The 23239-nt window shown below is 65.9% G+C and carries 17 protein-coding genes; 14 read left to right on the top strand and 3 right to left on the bottom strand.

From position 1 onward, the window contains the following. Positions 1-148 precede the first annotated feature (148 nt). The gene (locus AC0IX4_RS06150; RefSeq protein ID WP_042574049.1) at positions 149-1429 is read left to right on the top strand and encodes an aminotransferase class I/II-fold pyridoxal phosphate-dependent enzyme; all 1281 of its coding nucleotides are present in this window, start codon (positions 149-151) and stop codon (positions 1427-1429) included. Between the two features lie 36 nt (positions 1430-1465). Continuing rightward, positions 1466-1975: a DUF2505 domain-containing protein gene (locus AC0IX4_RS06145; protein ID WP_056073820.1), complete on the top strand. Its 510-nt coding sequence runs from the start codon at positions 1466-1468 to the stop codon at positions 1973-1975. Positions 1976-1979: 4 nt separating this feature from the next. Here AC0IX4_RS06145 and AC0IX4_RS06140 read toward each other — a convergent pair whose 3' ends face one another. The 3 genes from AC0IX4_RS06140 to AC0IX4_RS06130 are packed head-to-tail and all read right to left on the bottom strand — an operon-like array spanning position 1980 to position 6939. Continuing rightward, positions 1980-3623, bottom strand: coding sequence for an NAD-dependent epimerase/dehydratase family protein (locus tag AC0IX4_RS06140; RefSeq protein ID WP_471828425.1), 1644 nt, complete (start codon positions 3621-3623; stop codon positions 1980-1982). Further along, positions 3620-5287 carry an MFS transporter gene (locus AC0IX4_RS06135; RefSeq protein WP_471828424.1) on the bottom strand — a complete coding sequence of 556 codons (1668 nt, stop codon included), beginning with the start codon at positions 5285-5287 and terminating at the stop codon, positions 3620-3622. Before AC0IX4_RS06135 ends, AC0IX4_RS06140 begins: the two co-directional genes overlap by 4 nt. Further along, positions 5284-6939, bottom strand: coding sequence for an MFS transporter (locus AC0IX4_RS06130; RefSeq protein WP_442971134.1), 1656 nt, complete (start codon positions 6937-6939; stop codon positions 5284-5286). The genes AC0IX4_RS06135 and AC0IX4_RS06130 overlap by 4 nt, the downstream gene beginning before the upstream one ends. 484 nt (positions 6940-7423) lie before the next feature. Between AC0IX4_RS06130 and AC0IX4_RS06125 the strand changes: the two genes are divergently transcribed. The 12 genes from AC0IX4_RS06125 (at position 7424) to rpoB (ending at position 23189) form a co-directional block, all read left to right on the top strand. Beyond that, complete coding sequence (locus AC0IX4_RS06125; protein WP_042574046.1) at positions 7424-8647, top strand: ABC transporter ATP-binding protein; 1224 nt, start codon at positions 7424-7426, stop codon at positions 8645-8647. Between the two features lie 8 nt (positions 8648-8655). Next, the gene (locus AC0IX4_RS06120; protein WP_042574045.1) at positions 8656-9450 is read left to right on the top strand and encodes an MlaE family ABC transporter permease; all 795 of its coding nucleotides are present in this window, start codon (positions 8656-8658) and stop codon (positions 9448-9450) included. A 1-nt stretch (position 9451) separates the two neighbouring features. Beyond that, complete coding sequence (locus tag AC0IX4_RS06115; protein WP_042574044.1) at positions 9452-10312, top strand: MlaE family ABC transporter permease; 861 nt, start codon at positions 9452-9454, stop codon at positions 10310-10312. Beyond that, the gene (locus tag AC0IX4_RS06110; protein ID WP_471828423.1) at positions 10309-11643 is read left to right on the top strand and encodes an MCE family protein; all 1335 of its coding nucleotides are present in this window, start codon (positions 10309-10311) and stop codon (positions 11641-11643) included. Before AC0IX4_RS06115 ends, AC0IX4_RS06110 begins: the two co-directional genes overlap by 4 nt. Then, positions 11640-12704 carry an MCE family protein gene (locus tag AC0IX4_RS06105; RefSeq protein ID WP_056073816.1) on the top strand — a complete coding sequence of 355 codons (1065 nt, stop codon included), beginning with the start codon at positions 11640-11642 and terminating at the stop codon, positions 12702-12704. The genes AC0IX4_RS06110 and AC0IX4_RS06105 overlap by 4 nt, the downstream gene beginning before the upstream one ends. After that, on the top strand, positions 12701-13723 hold the full coding sequence (locus AC0IX4_RS06100) for an MCE family protein (RefSeq protein WP_042574041.1): 1023 nt from the start codon (positions 12701-12703) through the stop codon (positions 13721-13723). The genes AC0IX4_RS06105 and AC0IX4_RS06100 overlap by 4 nt, the downstream gene beginning before the upstream one ends. A 62-nt stretch (positions 13724-13785) precedes the next feature. After that, positions 13786-15009 carry an MCE family protein gene (locus tag AC0IX4_RS06095; RefSeq protein WP_471828794.1) on the top strand — a complete coding sequence of 408 codons (1224 nt, stop codon included), beginning with the start codon at positions 13786-13788 and terminating at the stop codon, positions 15007-15009. A gap of 2 nt (positions 15010-15011) precedes the next feature. Further along, entirely contained in the window at positions 15012-16283 is a 1272-nt protein-coding gene (locus tag AC0IX4_RS06090) for an MCE family protein (RefSeq protein ID WP_042574039.1), read from the top strand. Continuing rightward, a complete protein-coding gene (locus AC0IX4_RS06085) occupies positions 16280-17530 on the top strand; it encodes an MCE family protein (protein WP_471828422.1) in 1251 nt (416 codons plus the stop codon). The genes AC0IX4_RS06090 and AC0IX4_RS06085 overlap by 4 nt, the downstream gene beginning before the upstream one ends. A 135-nt stretch (positions 17531-17665) precedes the next feature. Next, positions 17666-18412: a hypothetical protein gene (locus AC0IX4_RS06080; protein WP_471828421.1), complete on the top strand. Its 747-nt coding sequence runs from the start codon at positions 17666-17668 to the stop codon at positions 18410-18412. Positions 18413-18545: 133 nt separating this feature from the next. Further along, on the top strand, positions 18546-19241 hold the full coding sequence (locus AC0IX4_RS06075) for a hypothetical protein (RefSeq protein WP_471828420.1): 696 nt from the start codon (positions 18546-18548) through the stop codon (positions 19239-19241). A 441-nt stretch (positions 19242-19682) separates the two neighbouring features. Continuing rightward, entirely contained in the window at positions 19683-23189 is a 3507-nt protein-coding gene (gene rpoB, locus AC0IX4_RS06070) for a DNA-directed RNA polymerase subunit beta (RefSeq protein WP_042574035.1), read from the top strand. Positions 23190-23239 lie beyond the last annotated feature (50 nt).

Raw genomic sequence — 23239 nt, 5'->3', positions numbered from 1 at the left:
GTTGGCCGCTACTCACAGTTGTCGGTGCCTTCCAGGAACAGCCCGGAACCGTAGGCTCGAACGGTAGACGACCACGCGGCGCACGAGCGCCGCGCAGAGGCGACAGCACTCGCACGTCACCTACCTCCCTCGGATCTTGGAGCGACATATGAGCTCGCAGAGAATGCTCGACAGAATCCGCCACGACAAGCGCATCTGGGCGCATCGTGTGCTGACCAAACACGATCAGAACCCGTTCTTCCGGGTCATGAAATCCGTCAACGCACCGGTGGTCGACGTCGAGGACCGTAGCGTCATCATGCTGGGGTCCAACAACTATCTGGGCCTGGCGGACCACCCCGTGGTGCGTGCGGGTGCCGCAGCGGCCCTGGACAAGTACGGCGCAACCGTCACCGGAAGCCGTTTGCTCAACGGCACCATCTCGTTGCACACCGAACTCGAAGAGGCCCTGGCCGACTGGCACGGCACCGAGCAGGCGTTGGTCTTCACCACGGGCTACCAGGCGAACCTGGGAGGCATCAGCGCGCTGTGCGGTGTCGGCGACACGATCATCGTCGACTCCGCCGCCCATGCGTCCATCTACGACGCGTGCCGGCTCTCCCGCGCGACAATTCGGGCATTCCGCCACAATCGCGTGGATCAGTTGGAGGAGAAGCTCTCTCGGTCCACCGGCGTCGTCATGGTGGTCGTCGACGGCCTGTACTCGATGCACGGTGATCTGGCCCCGCTCGACGAGATCGCGGCGGTGTGCGAGAAATACGACGCAGCGCTCTTCGTGGACGAGGCGCACAGCGTCGCCGTCATGGGCCCGAACCGCACCGGCGCCGCGGAACTGTTCGGCATCGAGAACGACATCGACGCTCGAATGGGTTGCCTCTCCAAGGGTCTCGGATCGTCGGGCGGATTCGTCGCAGGCTCCAAGGACATCATCGACGCGATGCGCGTGCATGCGCGGACCTTCCTCTTCACCACGGCAGGTGTCCCGGCGGCACTCGGTGCGGCCCTGGCGTCGGTCGAACTGATGCGCACCGACGAGGGGGCCGAACGCGCCACCCGCACGTTGGCCAACGCGCGGTATCTGCACGACGGTCTGGTGGCCGCCGGTGTCGACGTGCACGCTCCGAGCCCGCTTCCCGACGGCACGGACATGGTGTCGCCGATCGTTCCGGTGAACGTCCGCGACGATCTGCGCACCGTGAACACGTGGCGCAAGCTCTGGGACGCGGGCATCTTCGCCTCCGCCGCCATGTTCCCCGCGGTGGCTCGGGACGGCGCACTCTTGCGTCTGTGCGTGCAGCCCGACCACACGACGACCCAGCTCGACTACGTCGTGGAGCAGATGGGTCTGCTGTTGGGCGAGAACGCCGCAGGCGGCGACGAGACCCCCGCCGAGGTGGGTGCCGTCCTGGCTGCGCCCGCCGGAGTCTGACAGCGTGACTCGCCGTATCGCCGGGGGTCCGGCCGCATGACGGCGTCGGTGGACCAACGCACCACGTATCGGTGCTCGGCCTCGGTCCTGCACGCGACCTTGACGGATGCGCAGTACTGGCAGGACCGCGTGGCCGAGATCGGGGGCGGAAGCCGCGTGGTCGAGCACCGGGTCGAGGACGGGTCGGTGACGTCCGTCGTCGATCAGGCGCTCGATGCGGCTGCTCTGCCGAAAGCGTTGCAGCGCTTCGCCGGTAACTCGATGTCGGCTCGGTGCACGGAGTCCTGGAACTCGCCGCGTGACGACGGTTCCGCGGAGGGCACCTACACCCTGCGTGTCGCCAAGATGCCGGTGGTGATCGACGGCCGGCTGGAGTTGATTCCCGTCGGACCGCAGGAATGTGTCCTGCGGTTCGTCGGGACCGTCGTCGCGTCCGTCCCGGTGATGGGCCCGGTGGTGGAGAAGATCATGGTGGGCGAGATGGACCGCAGCTTCGAGACGGAGCGCGAGTTCACGGCCGCGTGGTTGGACCGCGACCGCGTCTGACCCGTCAGCCCTTCAGTGCTCGCAGGACGGCGTCGACGATCCGTCGTTGACCCCGTCCGGATGTGAGGGTGGCTCGCCGCGGAAGTCGCACCGAGGTGTAGTCCGACGTCGCGGCACACTCCAGTTTCTCGTCCCCTCGGAGGAATGCGGGGAGACGAGGTCCGCTACGTGCGGAGAGCAACCCGTCCACGCCCGGCACGGAGGACAGCGTGTCCACGCCGAGGCGGAGTCTGGACGCCGTTCCTCGGCGGCGTGTGCGGGGCACCCGGACCACGAGCACCGTCGACGGGCCGAAGTGACGGACGGCAGCCGCGATCGCGTCGGCACCGGCACGTCGGGTCGCCCGTCCACGTCGACCCGTGCTCAGTCCGTGGCCGGGTAGGTCCAGCAACGCCACGGTGGGGCCGGTGTCGGCGAGTGTGCGTGCCAGGGCGCTTCCGTAGCGAGCGTGCAGTCCGCGAGGAACGACGACGACCACGGTGGTCCCGTCGGCGCCGTCCCGAGCGTCGACCCCGTCGTGCACTTCGAGGTGGACCGATCCGGTGGGGGTGGCCACCTGGAGGTGCTCGCAGGTCTCGACGGCGCGATCGAGCTCGGCGGCGAACAGCTTCATGTCGGAATCGATGTCGCCCCAGGTCTTCACGCGCCGGGTGGAGCCGTCGACGGCGGCCTCGCACACATGGTTACGCAGCGGCGCGTGACGGCGCGCCAGAACGGGCCGCCCGCTCAGGAGCACCATGATCGACGCGGCTTCCGCGGATGTCATCGTCGGAACCCAACCGGTGGCCCTCTCGAACGCCGTCGAGTCGACCGCGGCCTCGCCGGACGAGATCCAGTGACTGGAGAAGGGCAGGATCCGTAGGGCGTAGGCGATGTCGACGACGGTGCGCAGCAGCCGGAGCGGAACGGGCAGCACGAGCTGACCCTGCATCGCGCCCAGTTCGCGGACACCCAGCCAGTCACGGGGTCCGAGATTGAACGGCCCGGTCAGAGGGATGGTGACGGCGCGGTGGAAGGCGTCGGCCAGATCGTCCTCGTGGATGAACTGGTAGCGGGACTGTGCGGGATCGGGAAACGCGACGACCGACCCGGTCAACGTATCGATACCGTCGTTGGAGAAATGGGTGCCCACGACGTAGGTCGGGCGCAGCATCGCGATCGACATCCCTCCCGGGTGCCGGCGCAGCCACCACTCGACGAAGTGCTCGACCTCCGCCTTGTCGAAGAAGTAGTAGCGCAACGGATCCGCGGTGGGGAACTCGTCCTCGGTCACCGGTACCGGCAGGTCTTCCCGACCGTAGGCGCTGACGCTCGACGCGATCACCATCGATCGGACTCCGGCGCGATGAGCACACTCGACGGTGTTGCGCGACCCCTCGAGGTTGACCTCGTGGATGGCGGCCTTGTCGCGCTGCTCCTCGACGACGAACGCCAGATGGATCACGACGTCACAGCCGGCAAACACGGTTTCGAGTTCGGGTGAGCGGATGTCCATCGAGACGGACCGCAACTTGGGGTGGCGCACCCGAGGGGTTCGTCGGCCCAGCCCGACGACCTGCTCGATTGCCGGATCCTCCAGCAACGCAGGGAGAATGACGGAGCCGAAGTCGCTGGTCGCTCCGGTGACGGCCACGACGAGGCCGCTCACGAACGATGTCGCGTCTGCTCGATCGTGCCGGACTGGTCGAGAGCGGACGGTTCCATGCGGATGACTCCTGATGTGCGGTGACGGCGGGGGAGCATGAGGGCGACGACGACGGCGCAGACGAGAACGGCCACAGCGGCGAGGTAGGACGACACCGAGGATCCCGCCATCGCGGCCTCCTTCATGGACTCCACGAGGTTGTCCCGGATACCGGCGAACATCTCGGGGATCGGGTATGCCTGGATCTGGTCGACGCTGAGGAAGCTGCCGTTCACGTACGCGCGGTCGCGATCGGACAGGATCTGATCCGGAATCGTCTCCACCAGTGGACCTATCGAGGACCGGTAGTAGGACCCGGAGATGGATCCCAGCACCGCGACGCCGAGGACACCGCCCAGTTCGCGGGTGGTGTCGTTGACCGCCGATCCGGAGCCCGCCTCGTCCGCCGGTACCGACGACATGATGGATTCGGTGGCCGGTCCCTGGATCACCGCGATCCCGACGGCGAGCACGATCATCGTCGGCAGGAGCAATCCGAGGTAGGAGGAGTCGATCCCGACCTGTCCGGCCATCACCATCCCGACGGCGACCAGGATCAGTCCCGTCACGATGACGGGCATGGTGCCGATGCGTTGCGCGATCGTCGTCGCCAGCGGCGCCGAGATGGCGAGAGCGACGGCGAAAGGGATGGTGGCGATGCCGAATTCGAGCGGCGAGTATCCGCGGACGCCCTGGAAGTACTGGGTGATCAGGAAGACGTAGCCGAACAGTGAGAAGTAGGCCACCGAGATGGCGAGTGCCGGCATCGCGAACGGGCGGACGAGGAAGAGGCGCACGTCGAGAATGGGACTGCGACTGTGGATCTGTCGAACGACGAACGCGCACAACAGAACCACGGCAACCGCGATGCCGCCGAGGGTGGTCGGCGTGATCCACCCGTGGCTCGGTGCCTCGATCAACGCGTACACCAGCAGCGAGACGCCGGAGAAGGACAGAAGCACGCCGATCACATCGAGCGAACCTACCGTCGCGGCGCGGGACTCCGGGACGACGAGCGAGATGCCGATCACCGCGATGACCGCGACGGGAACGTTGAGCCAGAACACCGCGTGCCAGTTGAAGTGCTCGATGAGCCAGCCACCCGAGACGGGTCCGATCGCGATGGCCACGCCCGCTATGGATGCCCAGATACCGATCGCCACAGCGCGATCCGCGGGAGTGCGGAAGATGTCGATGATGACGGCGAGGGTGGCGGGCAACGCGGCCGCGGCGAACACACCCATCAGTGCTCGTGAGGCGACCAACTGCGGCAGGTTGTCCGCCACGGCGCCGAGCATCGACGTGGCCGCCAATCCGACGACGCCGACGAGGAGCATGCGTCGGCGGCCGACGCGGTCCGTGACGTTGCCGAACGCCAGCAGCAGGCCGCAGAACGTCAGGATGTAGGCGTCGACGATCCACTGCAGGCTGCTGAAGTCGGCGCGTAACGCCGTGGCGATGTCCGGAAGCGCGACGTTGACCACCGTGTTGTCCAGCACGACGAGGAGTTCCACCAGACAGATGACGAGGAACGCGGCCGTTCGTCGTGGCGTCGAGAGAAGGCGCGACGACGACTCGGCCGATCGGAGCGCACGTTTCGCGGCGACCGCGGAATGGCGCCCCGTCACTGCGGGTCGGGCGTCGTCGCAGGCGTGTCGGGCGACGATGCGGTGTCCGACTCGGTCTCGGCCAGCATTCCCGTCGTGCGGTACTTCGCCGGGAACATGAAGAAGACGGCGGCGGCGCACACGAAGACCGCACCTGCCGCGACGTACGCGGCGATGGAGGATCCGCGCAGCGCAGCTTCCTTCATCTCCAGGATGAGCTGCGCGCGTTGGGGTTCGAACATCGAGGGCAGGTCGCGCTTCTGGATCTCGACGACGCTCAGCACGCTCGACTGCGCGTACCCCTTCTCGGTGTCGCTCATGATGGCCGACGGGATGGCGTCGACGAGGGGACGCACCGTCGACACGTAGTAGGAGGCGACGATGGATCCCAGCACGGCCACACCGAGGGTGCCGCCGATCTCGCGGGTGGTGTCGTTGACGGCGGCGCCCGCCCCGGCTTCGTCGAGGGGAAGCGAGGACATGATGGATTCCGTTGCGGGGCCCTGGATGATCGCGATTCCCACTGCGAGCAACAGCATCGCCGGCAGCACCAGGGTGAGGTAGGAGCTGTCGATCTCCACCCGTCCCGCGACCAGGAGCCCGGCGCCGATGAGGACGAGGCCGGTCACGAGGACGGGCATGGTCCCGATCTTCTGCGCGATGATCGTGGCGGCGGGTGAGCTGACCGCGAGGGCGGCGGCGAACGGCAACGTCGCGATACCGAAGGCCAGGGGCGAGTATTCGCGGACGCCCTGGAAGTACTGCGTGATGAGGAACAGGAAGCCGAAGAGGCTGAAGAAGCCCACGGCGATCGAGACGGCCGGCCACGCGAACGGCTTGATGGTGAACAGCCTGACGTCGAGCACCGGTGAGGTGATGCGCCGCTCGCGCTGGACGAATGCGACCAGGAAGGCGACGGCGAGCAGCAGCCCGAGCAGGGTGCGCCACGACGTCCATCCGAAATTGGGAGCCTCGATGACGACGAACACCAGGAGAGTCACGCCCGCGATCGACAGGACGACGCCGGGGATGTCGAGGGGACCCACCGACGCGGCCTTCGACTCGGGAACCACGAGGACCACGAGGACGACGGCGACGAGCGCGACGGGGACGTTGAGCCAGAAGACCGAGTGCCAGGAGAAGTGTTCGAGCAACCAGCCGCCCGACACGGGTCCGATCGCGACGGCGACTCCGGCGATCGAGGACCACACGCCGATCGCGAGGGCGCGCTCCTTGGGCGTCGGGAACAGGTTGGTGATCACGGCGAGCGTGGCCGGCAGCACCATGGCCGCGAAAACGCCCATGACCGCTCTCGACGTGAGGACGTGGGGGAGCGAGTCACCGACCGCACCGATCACGGACGCCGTTCCGAGGCCGGTGAGACCGACGACGAGAAACAGCTTGCGACCGTAGCGGTCTCCGAGATTGCCGAACGCCAGCAGCAAGCCCGAGAACGTCAGCGTGTAGGCGTCCACCACCCACTGCAGACCGGAGATGCCTGTCTGGAGCTCGATGCCGATGGACGGAAGCGCGACGTTGATGATCGTCATGTCCAGCACGATCAGCAGCTCGGCGATGCAGATGACCGCGAAGGCGCCGATCTGCCGCCGCCGCCCCGTCTGCTCGGCCATGGAGAAGCCGGTACCGGCTGCCGTCCCTGAATGAGCGCCCATGACGTGATTCCCCGTTTCCCCGACCCTGCTTCTCGTCGAAGGCTCCCTGCCCGAGAAGTCGTGCGGCGCATGTGACGGCCGAACGGCGTGCGCGAGCGCAACGCCGAGGCGTGACAACGACACATCGAACGCTATCCGCGCTCGAGCTGCGCGGGTCCGTATGTGGTCACAGAGTTGTCGCTCCGCAGCCATGATCGGGTACGACCACGCAGGTCAGCCGTGTACGAGCGTCGTAGGCGTCGGATACGTTTGCCCTCGCGTCCGTTCGGACGTCACGACCAATTCGATCGCGTCCGCTCTGTTCGGTCGTGAATCCGCCATTCATAGGTCACACTTCTACCGAAAGCTGCGGCCAGGTCGGGGGACGTGTTACTGGGCGGTAGGGTTCGTGGTCGTTGCGCCCACTCGTCTGAGTTAGAGTGACGCGACGCACACCGATGTCGACGCGTTGCGTCGTGTGCGACGAGCAGTGGGAGGGTCACAAGTGGGTGTCGAGGTTTCGGTCGAAGGATTGACCAAGTCGTTCGGTGTACAGAAGATCTGGCAGGACGTGACGATGACCTTGCCGACAGGCGAGGTCAGTGCTCTCCTCGGGCCGTCCGGTACCGGCAAGTCCGTCTTCCTCAAGTCGCTCATCGGTCTTCTCCGCCCGGAGGAAGGCTCGATCGTCGTCGACGGCACGGACATCATGGAGTGCTCCTCCAAGGAGCTCTACGAGATCCGGAAGCTGTTCGGCGTCCTCTTCCAGGACGGCGCGCTCTTCGGCTCCATGAACCTCTACGACAACACCGCCTTCCCGCTTCGTGAACACACGAAGAAGAAGGAAGACGAGATCCGTCGGATCGTCATGGACAAGCTCGAACTGGTCGGTCTGACCGGCGCCGAGAACAAGCTCCCCGGTGAGATCTCCGGCGGTATGCGCAAGCGCGCCGGGCTGGCCCGAGCACTCGTGCTCGACCCCGAGATCATCCTGGTCGACGAGCCGGACTCCGGACTGGATCCGGTGCGTACGACGTACATCAGCCAGCTGCTGCTCAACATCAATGCGCAGATCGACGCCACGATGCTGATCGTCACGCACAACATCAACCTGGCCCGCACCGTGCCCGACAACATCGGCATGCTCTTCCGCAAGAACCTCGTCATGTTCGGGCCGCGCGAGGTGCTTCTCACCTCCGACGAGCCGGCCGTCAAGCAGTTCCTCAACGGAACGATGATCGGCCCGATCGGCATGAGCGAGGAGAAGGACGAGGCGCAGATGCGCCAGGAGCAGGCCCTGTCCGACGCCGGCCACAACCTCGGTGGTGTCGAGGACGTCGAGGGCATCATGCCGCAGATGGATCCGACGCCCGGAATGCCGCGTCGTCAGGCAGTCGATCGTCGTCGCGAGCGCGTCCGCAGCATCATGCACACGCTTCCCGAGCACGCCCAGCACGCGATCCAGGAGAGCCTGGACGAGGCGGAGCGCGAGGACGGCGGTCGGCCTCAGCAGCCCGCGTACGCCGGTGCCCAGCACGGCGAGCAGACCGACCAGCAGGGTTACTCCCAGCAGGACTACTCGCAGCAGGGCTACTCCCAGCAGGATTACGGGCAGCAGGACTACGGGCAGCAGGACACGACCCGGCAGAACTACTCCCAGCAGGGCTGGAGCGAGCCCGGTCAGGACCAGAACTATGACGGATCTCCGTCGAGCGGACCTCGGGGCTAAGTACGACAATGGCTAAAACGAAGAACCCGATTCTCAAGTCGGGCACCGCAGCGCTGGCCCAAGCAGGAAACATCGTCGAGCTTCTGGTCGATGTCGCCCGCAATACCTTCCGCCGGCCGTTCCAACTCCGCGAATTCATCGAGCAGGCCTGGTTCATTGCCAGCGTCACCATTCTTCCGACCGCGCTGGTCGCCATTCCTTTCGGCGCGGTGGTGTCGCTGCAGACCGGTTCGCTGATCAAGCAGCTCGGCGCCGAGTCATTCACCGGCGCGGCCAGCGTGTTGGCGGTGGTGCAGCAGGGCAGTCCGATCGTGGTGGCGCTGCTGATCGCCGGTGCGGCCGGCTCCGCGGTGACGGCCGACCTCGGGTCGCGCACCATCCGCGAGGAGATCGACGCGATGCGGGTGCTGGGCATCGACCCGGTGCAGCGCCTGGTGGTTCCGCGCGTGCTCGCGATGATCCTCGTCGCGTTGTTGCTCAACGGACTCGTCTCGGTCATCGGCATCGCCGGTGGTTACTTCTTCAACGTGATCCTGCAGGACGGCACCCCCGGTGCCTACCTGGCGTCGTTCTCGACGCTGGCCCAGCTCCCCGACCTGTGGGTCGGTGAACTCAAGGCGGTCGTGTTCGGTCTGATCGCCGGCGTCATCGCCTCCTACAAGGGACTGCATCCCAACCCCGGGCCGAAGGGCGTGGGCGAAGCGGTGAACCAGACCGTCGTCATCACGTTCCTCATCCTGTTCTTCGCCAACCTCATCATGACGCTGGTCTACCTGCAGGTCGTCCCTGCGAAGGGAGGGTGAGATGACTATCGCTCGCGGTCGTGGAGACCGCACCCTGCTCCGACTCCGCAGTGCGGCGTCGGCTCCGCTCGGCGTCCTGGACCGTGCCGGCGAACAGATGTCCTTCTACGGACGTGCGATCGGGTGGATCCCGCGCACGGCCGTGCACTACAAGAAGGAGACTCTCCGTCTCCTGGCCGAGGTCACCTTCGGTTCCGGCGCCCTCGCCGTCATCGGCGGCACGATCGGCGTCATCCTGATGATGTCCGGCTTCACCGGTGTCGTCGTGGGACTGCAGGGCTTCGCCGCCCTGGAGCAGTTGGGCAGCCAGGTCCTGACCGGCTTCCTCTCGGCTTACGTCAACACCCGTGAGATCGCGCCCATCGTGGCCTCGCTCGCGTTGTCCGCGACGGTCGGCTGCGGCTTCACCGCCCAGCTCGGAGCCATGCGCATCTCGGAGGAGATCGACGCCCTCGAGGTCATGGCCGTTCCGTCCGTGCCGTTCCTGGTGACGACGCGCATGATTGCCGGCTTCATCGCCGTCATTCCGCTGTACATCGTCGGACTGTTGTCCGCCTATCTCGCCTCACGTCTGGTGAGCACTGTCTTCAACGGTCAGTCACCTGGCTCGTACGACCATTACTTCACGTTGTTCCTGCCGCCGGAGGACGTGCTCTATTCGTTCGCCAAAGTGCTGGTCTTCGCTTTCGTGTTGATCATGATCCATTGCTATTACGGCTACACGGCCTCGGGCGGACCGGCCGGCGTGGGTGTCGCGGTGGGTCGCGCCGTGCGCGCCGCACTGGTGACGGTCGCCGTGCTGAACTTCTTCCTGAGCCTCGCCATCTGGGGCACCACGACAACGGTGAGGGTCGCCGGATGAGCGCCACGCAACCATCGGCGACGCGTCGACGCCTTCTCGGCATCGGATTCCTTCTCGTCGTCGTCCTGTTCGTCGCGTGGAGCATCACGACGTTCAACAAGTCCTTCAAGAGTGTGGTGATGGTCGATCTGGTGACGGACACCGTCGGCAACGCGTTGCCTGCCAACGCGGACGTCAAGGCTCGCGGCATGATCGTCGGCGAGGTCCGCTCCGCCACCACCGAGAACGGGCAGGTCACGTCCAAGATCGCGTTGGAGCCCGGCATGATCGGCAAGATCCCGTCCAACGTCACGGCGCGCCTGCTGCCGAAGACACTGTTCGGCGAGCGCTACGTCGCTCTGCAGATCCCCGAGGACGCTGCCGGCGCCACACCGATCGCCGAGGGCGCAGTCATCCAGCAGGACAAGAGCGGCAACGCCGTCGAGGTCGGGCAGCTGCTCGACTCCCTCCTGCCGCTTCTCGACGCCATTCCGCCGCAGGACCTGGCCAACACGCTCGGCGCGTTGTCCCAGGCGCTGGAGGGCAACGGCGAGAAGCTCGGACTGACGATCGACCGTCTCGAGACGATCTTCGCCGGGCTGACCGACGAGCTGCCGAACATCCAGCAGGACCTCGTGGGAATCGCGGACCTGTCGGAGACGTACTCGACGGCTGCACCCGACCTGGTCGATGCGTTGGACAACCTGCGCGTCACCGGAAACACCGTGGTGGAGAAGCAGAACGACGTGACGACGCTGCTCGCCAGCGCCACCGCGTCGTCCGGCTCACTCGCCGACCTGGTCCAGACCAACGCCGAGTCCATCGTGTCCGTCGCGGCGGATTCCCGTGAGGCGCTCGAACTGCTCGCGGAGTTCTCCCCGTCCTTCGGCTGCACGTTCAAGGAGTTCGTCCGGGTCGCCGACGAGGCGAAGAAGATCCTGTCTGTCGACGCCCCGTACCCGGGTGTCCGCGCGTCGATCAACTTCGTCAATCCGAAGGGGCGCTACATCCCGAACCAGGACGAGCCGCGACTGCTCGACACGCGTGGTGCGTCCTGCTTCGAGCAGGTGACCACGCCCGGCAAGTTCTTCCCGCAGTACCCGGGCAGCGGTGTCAACGACGGCTCCTACCAGGTGCCGTCGCGTAACCCCGGCCCTGCGGTGGACCCCGGCGCGCTGCCCAACCCGCTGCAGTCGCCCGTCCCCGCGTCGTACGCAGGATCCGATATCGAACGGGACACGCTGGCCGTGGTCTACGGCGGAGGCTCCGGCATCTCCCCGGACCAGGTTCCTGCGTGGACCACCCTGGTGGGCGCTCCGGCGCTCCGCGGCACGGAAGTGAGTGTGCGATGAGAGGCCTTGCGGCACCGCTGATCAAATTGATCATCTTCGCGGTGGTGACCATCCTGGCGACGGCTGCGCTCGCGCTGACCATCGCCAACGGAGCGGGTTCGGGCAAGACGAAGTTCTCGGCGATCTTCACCGACGTGTCCTCGCTCAACGAGGGCGACGAGGTCCGTATCGCCGGCGTCCGGGTCGGCCAGGTCGAGAAGATCGCGATCGAGAACCGCGACCTCGCTCGCGTCGACTTCGCTCTGAGCGAGCGCGAGTGGCTCCCCGCCACGACGACCGCGACGATCCGATACCGCAACCTGATCGGGCAGCGCTACATCTCGCTCGACCAGGGATCCGGCGGACAGGGCGAGAAGATCACCGACGGAGCCACCATCCCGCTCGATCGCACCAAGCCGGCCGTCAATCTGACGACACTGTTCAACGGATTCCGGCCGCTGTTCCAGACGCTCACCGCGGACGACGTGAACAAGCTGTCGTTCGAGATCATCCAGGTGTTCCAGGGTGAGTCCGGAACCATCGGAGACCTCGTGCGTGACACGGCCAGTCTGACCAACACGGTCGCGGACAAGGACCAGGTCATCGGTGCCGTCATCGACAACCTCAACGGTGTCCTCGACACGGTGAACCAGCACGACAAGGAACTCGACCAGCTGATCGTCAACACCCAGCAGTTGGTGTCCGGTCTGTCGGCGGATCGGAACACGGTCGGATCCGCGGTCACCTCGCTCGCCGGGTTGACCGATGCGACCGCCGATCTGCTCGAGCCGACGCGTCCGTCGATCCAGTCGGCGATCACGTCCATCGACGGATTGTCGACCAAGATCAACAACCGCCAGGAGGACTTCGACGCCATCCTGAAGAACTTCCCGGTGAAGCTGACGAAGCTCATCCGAGTGGCCAGCTTCGGATCGTGGTTCCAGTTCTATCTGTGCGGCATCGACATCGTCGCCGGCCCCGGTTACGCACCTCAGCTCAACCTGCCGACAGGACTGCCGACCATCAATCAGCCTCTCTACACGAACTCGGCCAAACGTTGCGCGGCAGGAGGAATTCAGTGACCACGCACCGCTCGCCCGCTGTTCTGGGCGCACTCGGGATCTTCCTGATCGTGATGACCACGCTGTCCGCGTTCTTCCTCGACTCGCTGCCGATCATCGGAGCCGGGTCGAAGTACTCCGCCGACTTCTCCGAAGCCGCCGGGCTGCGCGCCAGCAACGAGGTCCGTATCGCCGGCGTCAAGGTCGGCAAGGTCACCGACGTGTCCCTCGACGGGGACAAGGTGAAGGTCGAGTTCACGGTCAACGACGCGTTCGTCGGCGACAACACCTCGGCGTCCATCCAGATCAAGACCCTGCTGGGCCAGAAGTTCCTCTCGCTCGAGCCCAAGGGCGAGGAGCGGCTGAACCCTCGCAACACGATCCCGGTCGAGCGGACCACAGCGCCCTACGACGTGATCGACGCGTTCTCGGACGCTGCGCGGACGACCGGCGACATCGACACCGCTCAGCTCGCGACGAGCATGGAGACGCTGTCGCAGGCGTTCTCGGAGACTCCGGAGAACATCCGCGCGTCTCTCGACGGAGTCACCCGCCTGTCGGAGACGATCTCCTCGCGTGACGACGAACTGAGCAAGTTGTTCGCCGCGACGAACAAGACCACCCAGGTGCTCGCCGACCGCAACCAGGAGTTCACCCGGTTGATCGGCGATGCCTCGGTCCTGTTGCAGGAGCTCAACAATCGGCAGCAGTCGATCTCGCAGCTCCTCATCGGCACGCAGCGCGTCTCCACTCAGCTGACCGGTCTGATCCGCGACAACGAGGCGACCATCGGGCCCGCCCTGCAGTCCCTCGGCCAGGTCATCGACACGTTGAAGACCAACAACCAGAACATCGCCGAGGCGATCAAGCTGTACTCGCCGTTCGTGCGGCTGTACACGAACATCGTCGGCAACGGTCGCTGGTTCGACCAGGTCATCGTCAATACATTCCCGCCCGGTCTCCCCGATATTCCGGGTTACCGTGAGCCGATCCGCACCCTCGGTGTGGATCCCGTCCGAAGCCCGGGAGCAGGCCAGTGACCGCATCCACCGCACAGGCCGAGGAGTCGAAGGGCGGCTTCTTCAGCAAGCGCAACCTCGGCATCATCGCCGCCGTCCTCGCGGCCGTCGTTCTGGTCGTCTTTGCACTGTGGTGGGCGTTCACCCGACTGGGCACCACGACCATCACCTCGTACTTCGACAAGTCCGTGGGCGTGTACGAGGGCACCGAGGTCCGTGTTCTCGGCGTCAAGGTCGGCACCGTGACCAAGGTCGAGGGTCTCGGTGACCAGGTCCAGGTCGACATGCGCGTCGATCGCGGCGTCGACATCCCGTCGGATGCCCGCGCGGTGCAGCTCGCCCCGTCGGTCGTCGCCGACCGCTACGTCCAGCTCGCCCCGGCCTACACCGGTGGCGAGAAGATGGAGTCGGGTGCGGTCATTCCGCGGGAGCGGACGGCCACCCCGGTCGAGGTCGACGAGCTCTACAAGAGTGTCGACGAACTGTCCGAAGCACTCGGCCCCAACGGCGCGAACAAGAACGGCGCGCTGTCGGATCTGGTGGCGACGGGAGCGGAGAACCTCGACGGCAACGGTGAGGCTCTCAACGATTCGCTCACGCAGCTCTCGGGTGCCGTCGAGACACTCGACTCGTACCGTGGCGACCTGTTCGGCACCATCCAGAATCTGCAGACGTTCGTCAGTGCACTGTCCGCCAACGACCAGCAGGTACGCGCGTTCAACAACCAGTTGTCCTCGCTGACAGGCTTTCTCGCCGGCGAGCGGGAGAATCTGGGGCTCGCGCTGAACCAGCTCTCCGTCACTCTCGGTGACGTCGCGACGTTCGTCCAGGACAACCGGGACCAGCTGACCACCGATCTGGACAACCTCGTCCCGACGACACAGTTGCTGGCCGACAACCGAGAGGGGCTGGCGGACACGCTGACTCTGCTGCCGTTGGCCGTCGCCAACGTCGCGAACTCGTACAACGCCGAGTCCGGCTCGCTGGATGCACGGTTGATCTTCAACGAACTGCAGGACCCGAAGACGTTCTTCTGCAGTCTCGTCGATCTGCAGAAACTGCGCCCGGGTGATCCTCAGTTCGAGGCTCTCGGACGTCAGATGCAGCCGATCGTCGACAACTGCGGCGCGATCATCGATCAGGCCGTCTCCGGTGTGAAGACGCCGACGCTGGTTCTGCCGTTCGGTCTGCTCACCGCCGACAACATCCAGCGCAACGTCGAGCCGGGCACGGTTCCCGGTGTCCAGTCGCCGCGGATCAGCGACCTGGAGCTTCCGGGCCTGTCCATTCCTCAGGAAGGGGAGTGACGATGAGAGTGCGCACTCGCGGTCTGACGGCCGCCTCCGGAGCGTGCGTCGTCGCCTTGACGCTCACCGCCTGCGGGTCCAGTGGCATCTACGGCATCCCCCTGCCGGGTGGCGCGGACGTGGGTTCCGATCCGCTCGAACTCACGCTGCAGTTCGACGACGTTCTCGACCTGGTGCCGCAGTCGACCGTCAAGGTCGACGGCGTCTCGGTCGGCCGGGTCACCTCCGTGAGCGTGCCGGGAGACTCGTGGATCGCCGACGTGCAGGTGGAGGTCGACCCGTCGGTCGATCTGCCGGCCAACGCGATGGCGTCGGTCCAGCAGACCAACCTGCTGGGTGAGAAGTTCATCCAGCTCAGCGTTCCCACCGACGAGGCCGCCGCGGCACGGTTGCAGAGCGGGGACACCATTCCCGTCGAGCGCACCCGTCACGCGACCGACATCGAGCAGGTCCTCGGCGCGTTGTCGATGCTCCTCAACGGTGGCGGCGTGGCGCAGCTGGCTCCCATCGTCAAGGAACTGAACACTGCGTTCAGCGGCCGCGAGGATCGCGTGCGCAGTCTGCTCGAGCAGGCGAACACGTTGATCGGTGGTCTCGAGGAGCAGAAGACCGACATCACGCGAGCCATCGACGGTCTCGACGTGCTCACCGGCACGCTGAACCAGCAGACGGAGAAGATCGACCGCATCCTCACCGATCTGCCGGTCGCGACCCAGGTGCTCGAAGAGCAGCGTCCGCAGTTGACGCAGCTCCTCGGACAGCTCGATCGTCTCGGCACGGTCGGCACCGATGTCATCGAGCGGTCGAAGGACGACCTGATCGCGGATCTCCGCGCTCTCCGTCCCACGCTGCAGGAGTTGTCCACCTACGGCGACGAGCTGGTCACCGACCTGGCATTCGTTCCCACGTTCCCGTTCCCGGACGGTGTGGAGAAGATCGCCCAGGGCAACGCGGTGAACCTCTTCCTGAGCGTCGACCTGCAGATCGGCAACCAGTTGACCGCGTTGGGTGTCGGACAGGGCAATCCGATCTACAGCGCACCGCGCAACGGCGATCCGAAGCCACGGGTCGATCCGTCGAACCCGTACTACAACGGCAACGGTCCGCGTCCGTCGTTCCCGACCATCTCGCTGCTGCCGTTGCCGCCGATCATTCCCTCTCCTACACCGCCGCCCGGCGTGCCGGCAGCGGCGCCGTCGGCGAATCCGCTGGACGGGATCCTGCAGCAGTTCGGTATCGCCACCCCGGGTACTCAGAATGAAGGTGGACAGTGAGATCAAAGCTGGTCAGTACGCAGCTGATCCTCTTCGTCGTGATCGCTGTCCTGGGCTTGGTCTACGTGGGCGCCAAGTACGTCCGCGTCGACCAGCTGTTCGGGTTCGGTCAGTACACGGTCACCGGTCAGTTCACCGACTCGGGCGGCATCTTCAGCAACGCCGAAGTGACGTACCGCGGTATCCCTGTCGGCCGTGTCGGCGCCCTGAACCTGACCGACGACGGCGTGGACGTCGAACTGAAGCTGGAGAAGTCCGCACCGGACGTGCCGGCCGACACCATCGCTGTCGTCGCGAACCGCTCCGCCATCGGCGAGCAGTACGTCGACCTGCAGCCGCGCACCGATCAGGGTCCGTTCCTGCAGGACGGTGACGTGATCGCCCAGCAGAACACGTCCATCCCGACACCGGTCGAGAGTCTGCTGAAGAACGTCAAGACTCTCGCCGACTCGGTCCCGGTGGACGATCTGCACACCGTGGTCACCGAACTGGGAACAGGCTTCGCCGGTACCGGTGACGCGCTGCAGGGTCTGGTCGACTCCCTCGACACGTTCTCCGAGGACGGCCTGACCAATCTTCCGCAGACGCTCACCCTGATCCGGGACAGCCGGGTCGTCCTCGACACGCAGTCCGAGCAGTCGTCGTCGATCCAGCAGTTCAGTTCCGACCTCGACCTGGTGACCGCTCAGCTGCGGTCGAGCGATCCGGACATCCGACGTCTCATCGACAACGGGATTCCGGCCAGCGATCAGGTCGGAGCGCTGGTGCAGCAGGCGGGACCGGCCCTGACGAGCAACCTGGGGAACCTGGCGGCGGTCGCGGATTCGCTCAGTCCCCGGACGTTCGCGCTGCGGCCACTGCTGCAGTTCCTGCCGGCGTTGGCGCAGGGCGCCAAGTCGGCGAGCCCGGGCGACGGCACGATCCACTTCGGTATCGCGCTCGAGGTCAACAACCCGCCGTCCTGCACGCAGGGCTACGAGGGGACTCAGGCCATCCTGGATGCCGAGTACGCGAAGAATCCGGACTTCGATCCGTCGCAGCAGGACTTCCCGATCAACCTCGACGCCAATTGCACGGTTCCCCAGGGATCGCTGACCAACGTTCGCGGAGCCAACAGCGTCCGCTTCGCCGATCCGCAGACCGTGCAGCCGTGGGACGACAAGCCGAAGGTGGCACCGGACCCCCTCGACCTGAACCCGATCGCCACACAGCTCGCAGCGCTGCTGGGTGTCACGGTTCGCCCCTGATACAGACGCTCGTCCGACAAGCCCGGCCCCGAGGCACCAGCCTCGGGGCCGGGCTTGTCCGGTGTGTCCGCGATGCCCCGCGAGGTGTACGGAGGCGTTGGCCGCGGGAAGTTACCTACCGGTACTGTGGCCGCTGTGACGCCAACCACCTCTCCCGACCCGGACGTGACCGACGACGCGAACGAGGGTGACGACACGGAGCTCACACCGTCGCCCGCGCCCCGTCGCACCTCGCCGATCGCTCTCGCCATCACGGCCGCCGCTGCGGCGATCGCACTGGTCGCGGCCATCGTGCTCGGTGTCTTCTGGTTCTTCGCGCATCAGGAGTCCTCCGCGGCATCTCTGCGTGACGACGCGCTCGCCGGTGCACGCCAGGCTGCGATCAACCTCAACTCCGTCGACTCGAACGACCTCGACAAGACGTTCGCGGACATCGAGTCCTCGATCACGGGCGACGAGCTGACCAACGGTCTGAACGACACGCGGGAGCAGTTCCGGCAGCAGTTCGCCGAGTCCGGAGTCGTCACCACCGCTGCGGTGCAGCACGCCACGCTGGTCGGCTTCAGCGAGGACGAGGGCACCGCCCAGTCGCTGATCGTCATCACGACCGACACGGCCAAGCCCGACGGCAACGAGCGGTACCAGAGCACGTTGCGTCTGGAGCTGCAGGACGTCGACGGCACCTGGAAGGCCACGCGCATCCAGCCCATCGGTCAGCGCATCCCTCTCGAGCTGCCCACGGACCCGAACGCCGCGACGGATCCCAATGCCGCGACGGATCCCGCTGCGCCCACGGATCCGGCCGCTCCGGTGGATCCCGCTGCGCCGGTGGACCCGGCCGCACCCGTCGATCCTGCCGCTCCGACCGACGGCGGTCAGTGACACGGCGTCGCCCGTGCCCACCGCCTCGTTCGTCACGCACCTCAGCTAGGAGAACCACAAGATGCCTCCCGCACGTCGTAGACCGCCCGTAGGCGCCGCCCGTCCCCCTGCCGGCAGCATCCGCCGTCCCAAGGTGGCAGGGAGGGCCGCGTCGGCACCCGGCGTCGAGAACGATGCCGTGGCGGACGACGCGACCTCCACGACGCCGACCACCGGCTCGGTCGACCTGGAGAAGTCGCCGACCGCCGCGACGACGGAGTCCGGAACGGATATCGCCGACACCGTCGAATCCTCCGAGGCGACCGATGCCGCGGAGCCGACCACCGGTCGGGACACCGCGTGGTGGACGCCGAAGACGATGCTCCTCGCGGCTCTCGCCGTCGTGTTCGCCGTCGTCGCGCTCCTGGGCATCATCCGCCCGGGAACGTCCGAGGTGAGCAATCAGGCGTGGGTCGACACGGCGGCCACCCAGGAGGTCACCTCGGCCGGACGAGATGCGTTGCAGACCGTCTTCTCCTACAAGTTCGACACCATCGATCAGGATCAGGCGGCGGCTCGCGCGGTGCTGAACGACGAACGTCGCGGTGAGTACGACTCGACGGCCGAACAGACCAAGCAGGGCGTCATCCAGACGCAGACCACGACCAACGCCGTCGTCACCGACATCGGTGTCACGCTGCTCGACGGTGACCGCGCCGAGCTCCTGGCCAGCATGGACATCGCCGCGACCCAGGACACGGTCGATCAGGGAACGGTGCAGACTCCGGTCTCGCTGACGATGGAACGCGTCGACGGAAAGTGGCTCCTGGCCACGATCGACAACCGCTGATCGTCGGCATCGACGGAACTATCGGAGACGAAACGCCGCTCGCGCTCTTGACGCGAGGGCTTCGGGAGTCCACTCTGATTACCGGATTCATCGAGTGCGGCCACGGTCTCGCTGTTCGATCGGATCCGACGCCGGAGCAAATGGAGGCACCGGGCGTCGGAGTGATCGTCGGTCGGCGGACTGTCCGTCGGTGAGTCCCGGCCCGTGGTCCGTCCGGGTCGACTGCGCTCTCCGCGCGGCCGCGGTTGCCATATCCGCCGCGTTGGGGTACTTTTGGACGTTGCGCTGGGTGCCTCCTGTCCACTTCCAGACTTTGCCTGAATCGACACGTGTGTCGATCTCTGCTGAGCGAGGACTTCGTACGGGTCGTGACCAGCGAAGTTCCCACACACAAAAGCAGATTAGCGACGGTCGCGCATCACGGTATGCGGCCCGCGTGAGGTGCTGGAAGGACGCATCTTGGCAGTCTCCACCCAGTCCAAGGAAAACGCCGGAACTCCCGGAGCCCCGAAGAGGGTGTCGTTCGCGAAGATTCGCGAACCCCTCGAAGTACCGGGGTTGCTCGATCTTCAAACCGATTCGTTCGAATGGCTCGTCGGTACGCCCGAATGGCGCGCACGTGCGGAAGCACGTGGCGACAACGCGCGCAGCGGTGGTCTCGAGGACATCCTGACGGAACTTTCTCCCATCGAGGACTTCTCCGGTTCGATGTCGCTGTCCTTCTCCGACCCACGCTTCGACGAGGTCAAGGCCTCGATCGACGAGTGCAAAGACAAGGACATGACCTACGCGGCGCCCCTGTTCGTCACCGCGGAGTTCATCAACAACAACACCGGTGAGATCAAGAGCCAGACGGTCTTCATGGGCGATTTCCCCATGATGACCGGCAAGGGCACGTTCATCATCAACGGCACCGAGCGCGTCGTCGTCTCGCAGCTCGTGCGTTCCCCGGGTGTCTACTTCGACCACGCTGTCGACAAGACCACCGAGAAGGACCTGCACAGCGTCAAGGTCATCCCCGGCCGCGGCGCATGGCTCGAGTTCGACGTCGACAAGCGCGACACCGTCGGTGTCCGCATCGACCGCAAGCGTCGTCAGCCCGTCACCGTGCTCCTCAAGGCACTCGGCTGGACCACCGAGCAGATCACCGAGCGCTTCGGCTTCTCCGAGATCCTCATGGCCACGCTGGAGAAGGACAACACGGCCGGCACCGACGAGGCGCTGCTCGACATCTACCGCAAGCTCCGTCCGGGCGAGCCGCCCACGAAGGAGAGCGCGCAGACCCTGCTGGAGAACCTGTTCTTCAAGGAGAAGCGCTACGACCTCGCACGCGTCGGTCGTTACAAGATCAACAAGAAGCTGGGCCTGAACTCGGGTCTGCCCATCGAGGCGTCGACGCTGACCGAAGAGGACATCGTCGCCACCATCGAGTACCTCGTGCGTCTGCACGCGGGCGAGAAGTCGATGACGGCACCCGACGGCGTCGAGGTTCCCGTGGAGGTCGACGACATCGACCACTTCGGCAACCGTCGTCTCCGCACGGTCGGCGAGCTGATCCAGAACCAGATCCGCGTGGGCCTGTCCCGCATGGAGCGTGTGGTCCGCGAGCGGATGACCACCCAGGACGTCGAGGCCATCACGCCGCAGACCCTGATCAACATCCGTCCCGTGGTCGCTGCCATCAAGGAGTTCTTCGGAACCTCGCAGCTGTCGCAGTTCATGGACCAGAACAACCCGCTGTCGGGTCTGACCCACAAGCGTCGTCTCTCCGCGCTGGGCCCCGGTGGTCTCTCGCGTGAGCGCGCCGGCCTCGAGGTCCGCGACGTCCACCCGTCGCACTACGGCCGCATGTGCCCCATCGAGACTCCGGAAGGCCCGAACATCGGCCTGATCGGTTCGCTCTCGGTGTACGCCCGTGTGAACCCGTTCGGCTTCATCGAGACGCCGTACCGCAAGGTCGTCGAAGGACAGGTCACCGACGATGTCGACTACCTGACCGCGGACGAGGAGGACCGCCACGTCGTGGCGCAGGCCAATTCGTCCATCGACACCTCGGGTCGCTTCGTCGACGAGAAGATCCTCGTTCGTCGTAAGGGCGGAGAGGTCGAGTTCGTCTCGTCCCTCGACGTCGACTACATGGACGTCTCGCCTCGTCAGATGGTCTCCGTGGCCACCGCGATGATCCCGTTCCTCGAGCACGACGACGCCAACCGTGCCCTGATGGGCGCGAACATGCAGCGTCAGGCCGTTCCTCTCGTGCGCAGCGAAGCTCCGCTCGTCGGAACCGGCATGGAACTGCGTGCCGCTGTCGATGCCGGCGACGTCATCGTCAACGAGAAGTCCGGTGTCATCGAGGAGGTGTCCGCCGACTACGTCACCGTGATGGCGGACGACGGCACTCGCAACACGTACCGGATGCGTAAGTTCGCCCGCTCCAACCAGGGCACCTGCGCGAACCAGCGTCCGATCGTGGACGAGGGTGCTCGCGTCGAGGCCGGCCAGGTCCTGGCCGACGGTCCCTGCACCGAGAACGGCGAGATGGCGCTGGGCAAGAACTTGCTCGTCGCGATCATGCCGTGGGAGGGCCACAACTACGAGGACGCGATCATCCTGTCGCAGCGCCTCGTGGAAGAGGACGTCCTGACCTCGATCCACATCGAGGAGCACGAGATCGATGCCCGCGACACCAAGCTCGGTGCCGAGGAGATCACTCGTGACATCCCGAACGTCTCGGACGAGGTCCTCGCAGACCTCGACGAGCGCGGCATCATCCGTATCGGTGCCGAGGTTCGTGACGGCGACGTCCTGGTCGGAAAGGTCACGCCCAAGGGCGAGACCGAGCTGACCCCGGAGGAGCGCCTGCTGCGCGCCATCTTCGGCGAGAAGGCCCGCGAGGTCCGCGACACGTCTCTGAAGGTTCCGCACGGCGAGAACGGAAAGGTCATCGGCATCCGCGTGTTCTCACGCGAGGACGACGACGATCTGCCTCCCGGCGTGAACGAGCTGGTCCGCGTCTACGTGGCCCAGAAGCGCAAGATCCAGGACGGCGACAAGCTCGCCGGCCGCCACGGCAACAAGGGCGTCATCGGCAAGATCCTCCCGCAGGAGGACATGCCGTTCCTGTCCGACGGCACCCCGATCGACATCATCCTGAACACGCACGGCGTCCCGCGTCGTATGAACATCGGTCAGATCCTCGAGACACACCTCGGTTGGATCGGTAAGACCGGATGGAACATTCAGGTTGCTACCGACGGAGTCCGTCCCGACTGGGCCGCGACCCTGCCCGAGGAGATGTTGGCCGCCGAGGCGGACACCAACATCGCCACCCCGGTGTTCGACGGTGCGAAGGAGGACGAGCTCACCGGCCTGCTGGCGAGCACGATCCCGAACCGTGACGGCGAGCGCATGGTCGGCGCCGACGGAAAGGCCACGTTGTTCGACGGCCGTTCCGGAGAGCCGTTCCCGTACCCGGTCTCCGTGGGCTACATGTACATCATCAAGCTGCACCACCTCGTCGACGACAAGATCCACGCTCGTTCGACAGGCCCGTACTCGATGATCACGCAGCAGCCCCTCGGTGGTAAGGCGCAGTTCGGTGGACAGCGCTTCGGCGAGATGGAGTGCTGGGCCATGCAGGCCTACGGCGCTGCCTACACGCTGCAGGAGCTCCTCACCATCAAGTCCGACGACGTGGTCGGCCGCGTGAAGGTCTACGAGGCCATCGTCAAGGGTGAGAACATCCCGGAACCCGGTATCCCCGAGTCCTTCAAGGTGCTCCTCAAGGAGCTCCAGTCGCTGTGCCTCAACGTGGAGGTGCTGTCCTCGGACGGCGCAGCCATCACGATGGCGGACGGCGACGACGAGGATCTCGAGCGTGCCGCGGCCAACCTGGGAATCAACCTCTCCCGCAACGAGTCCGCGACCGTCGACGATCTCGCGCAGTAATCGGTGACAGGCCGGCGCGAGGCGACTCGCGTCGGCCCACACCCGATCAC

This window comes from Rhodococcus sp. AC861, from assembly GCF_979256035.1.
The sequence above is the reverse complement of the archived record's forward strand: the minus strand, read 5'-3'. Positions and strand labels throughout refer to the sequence as shown.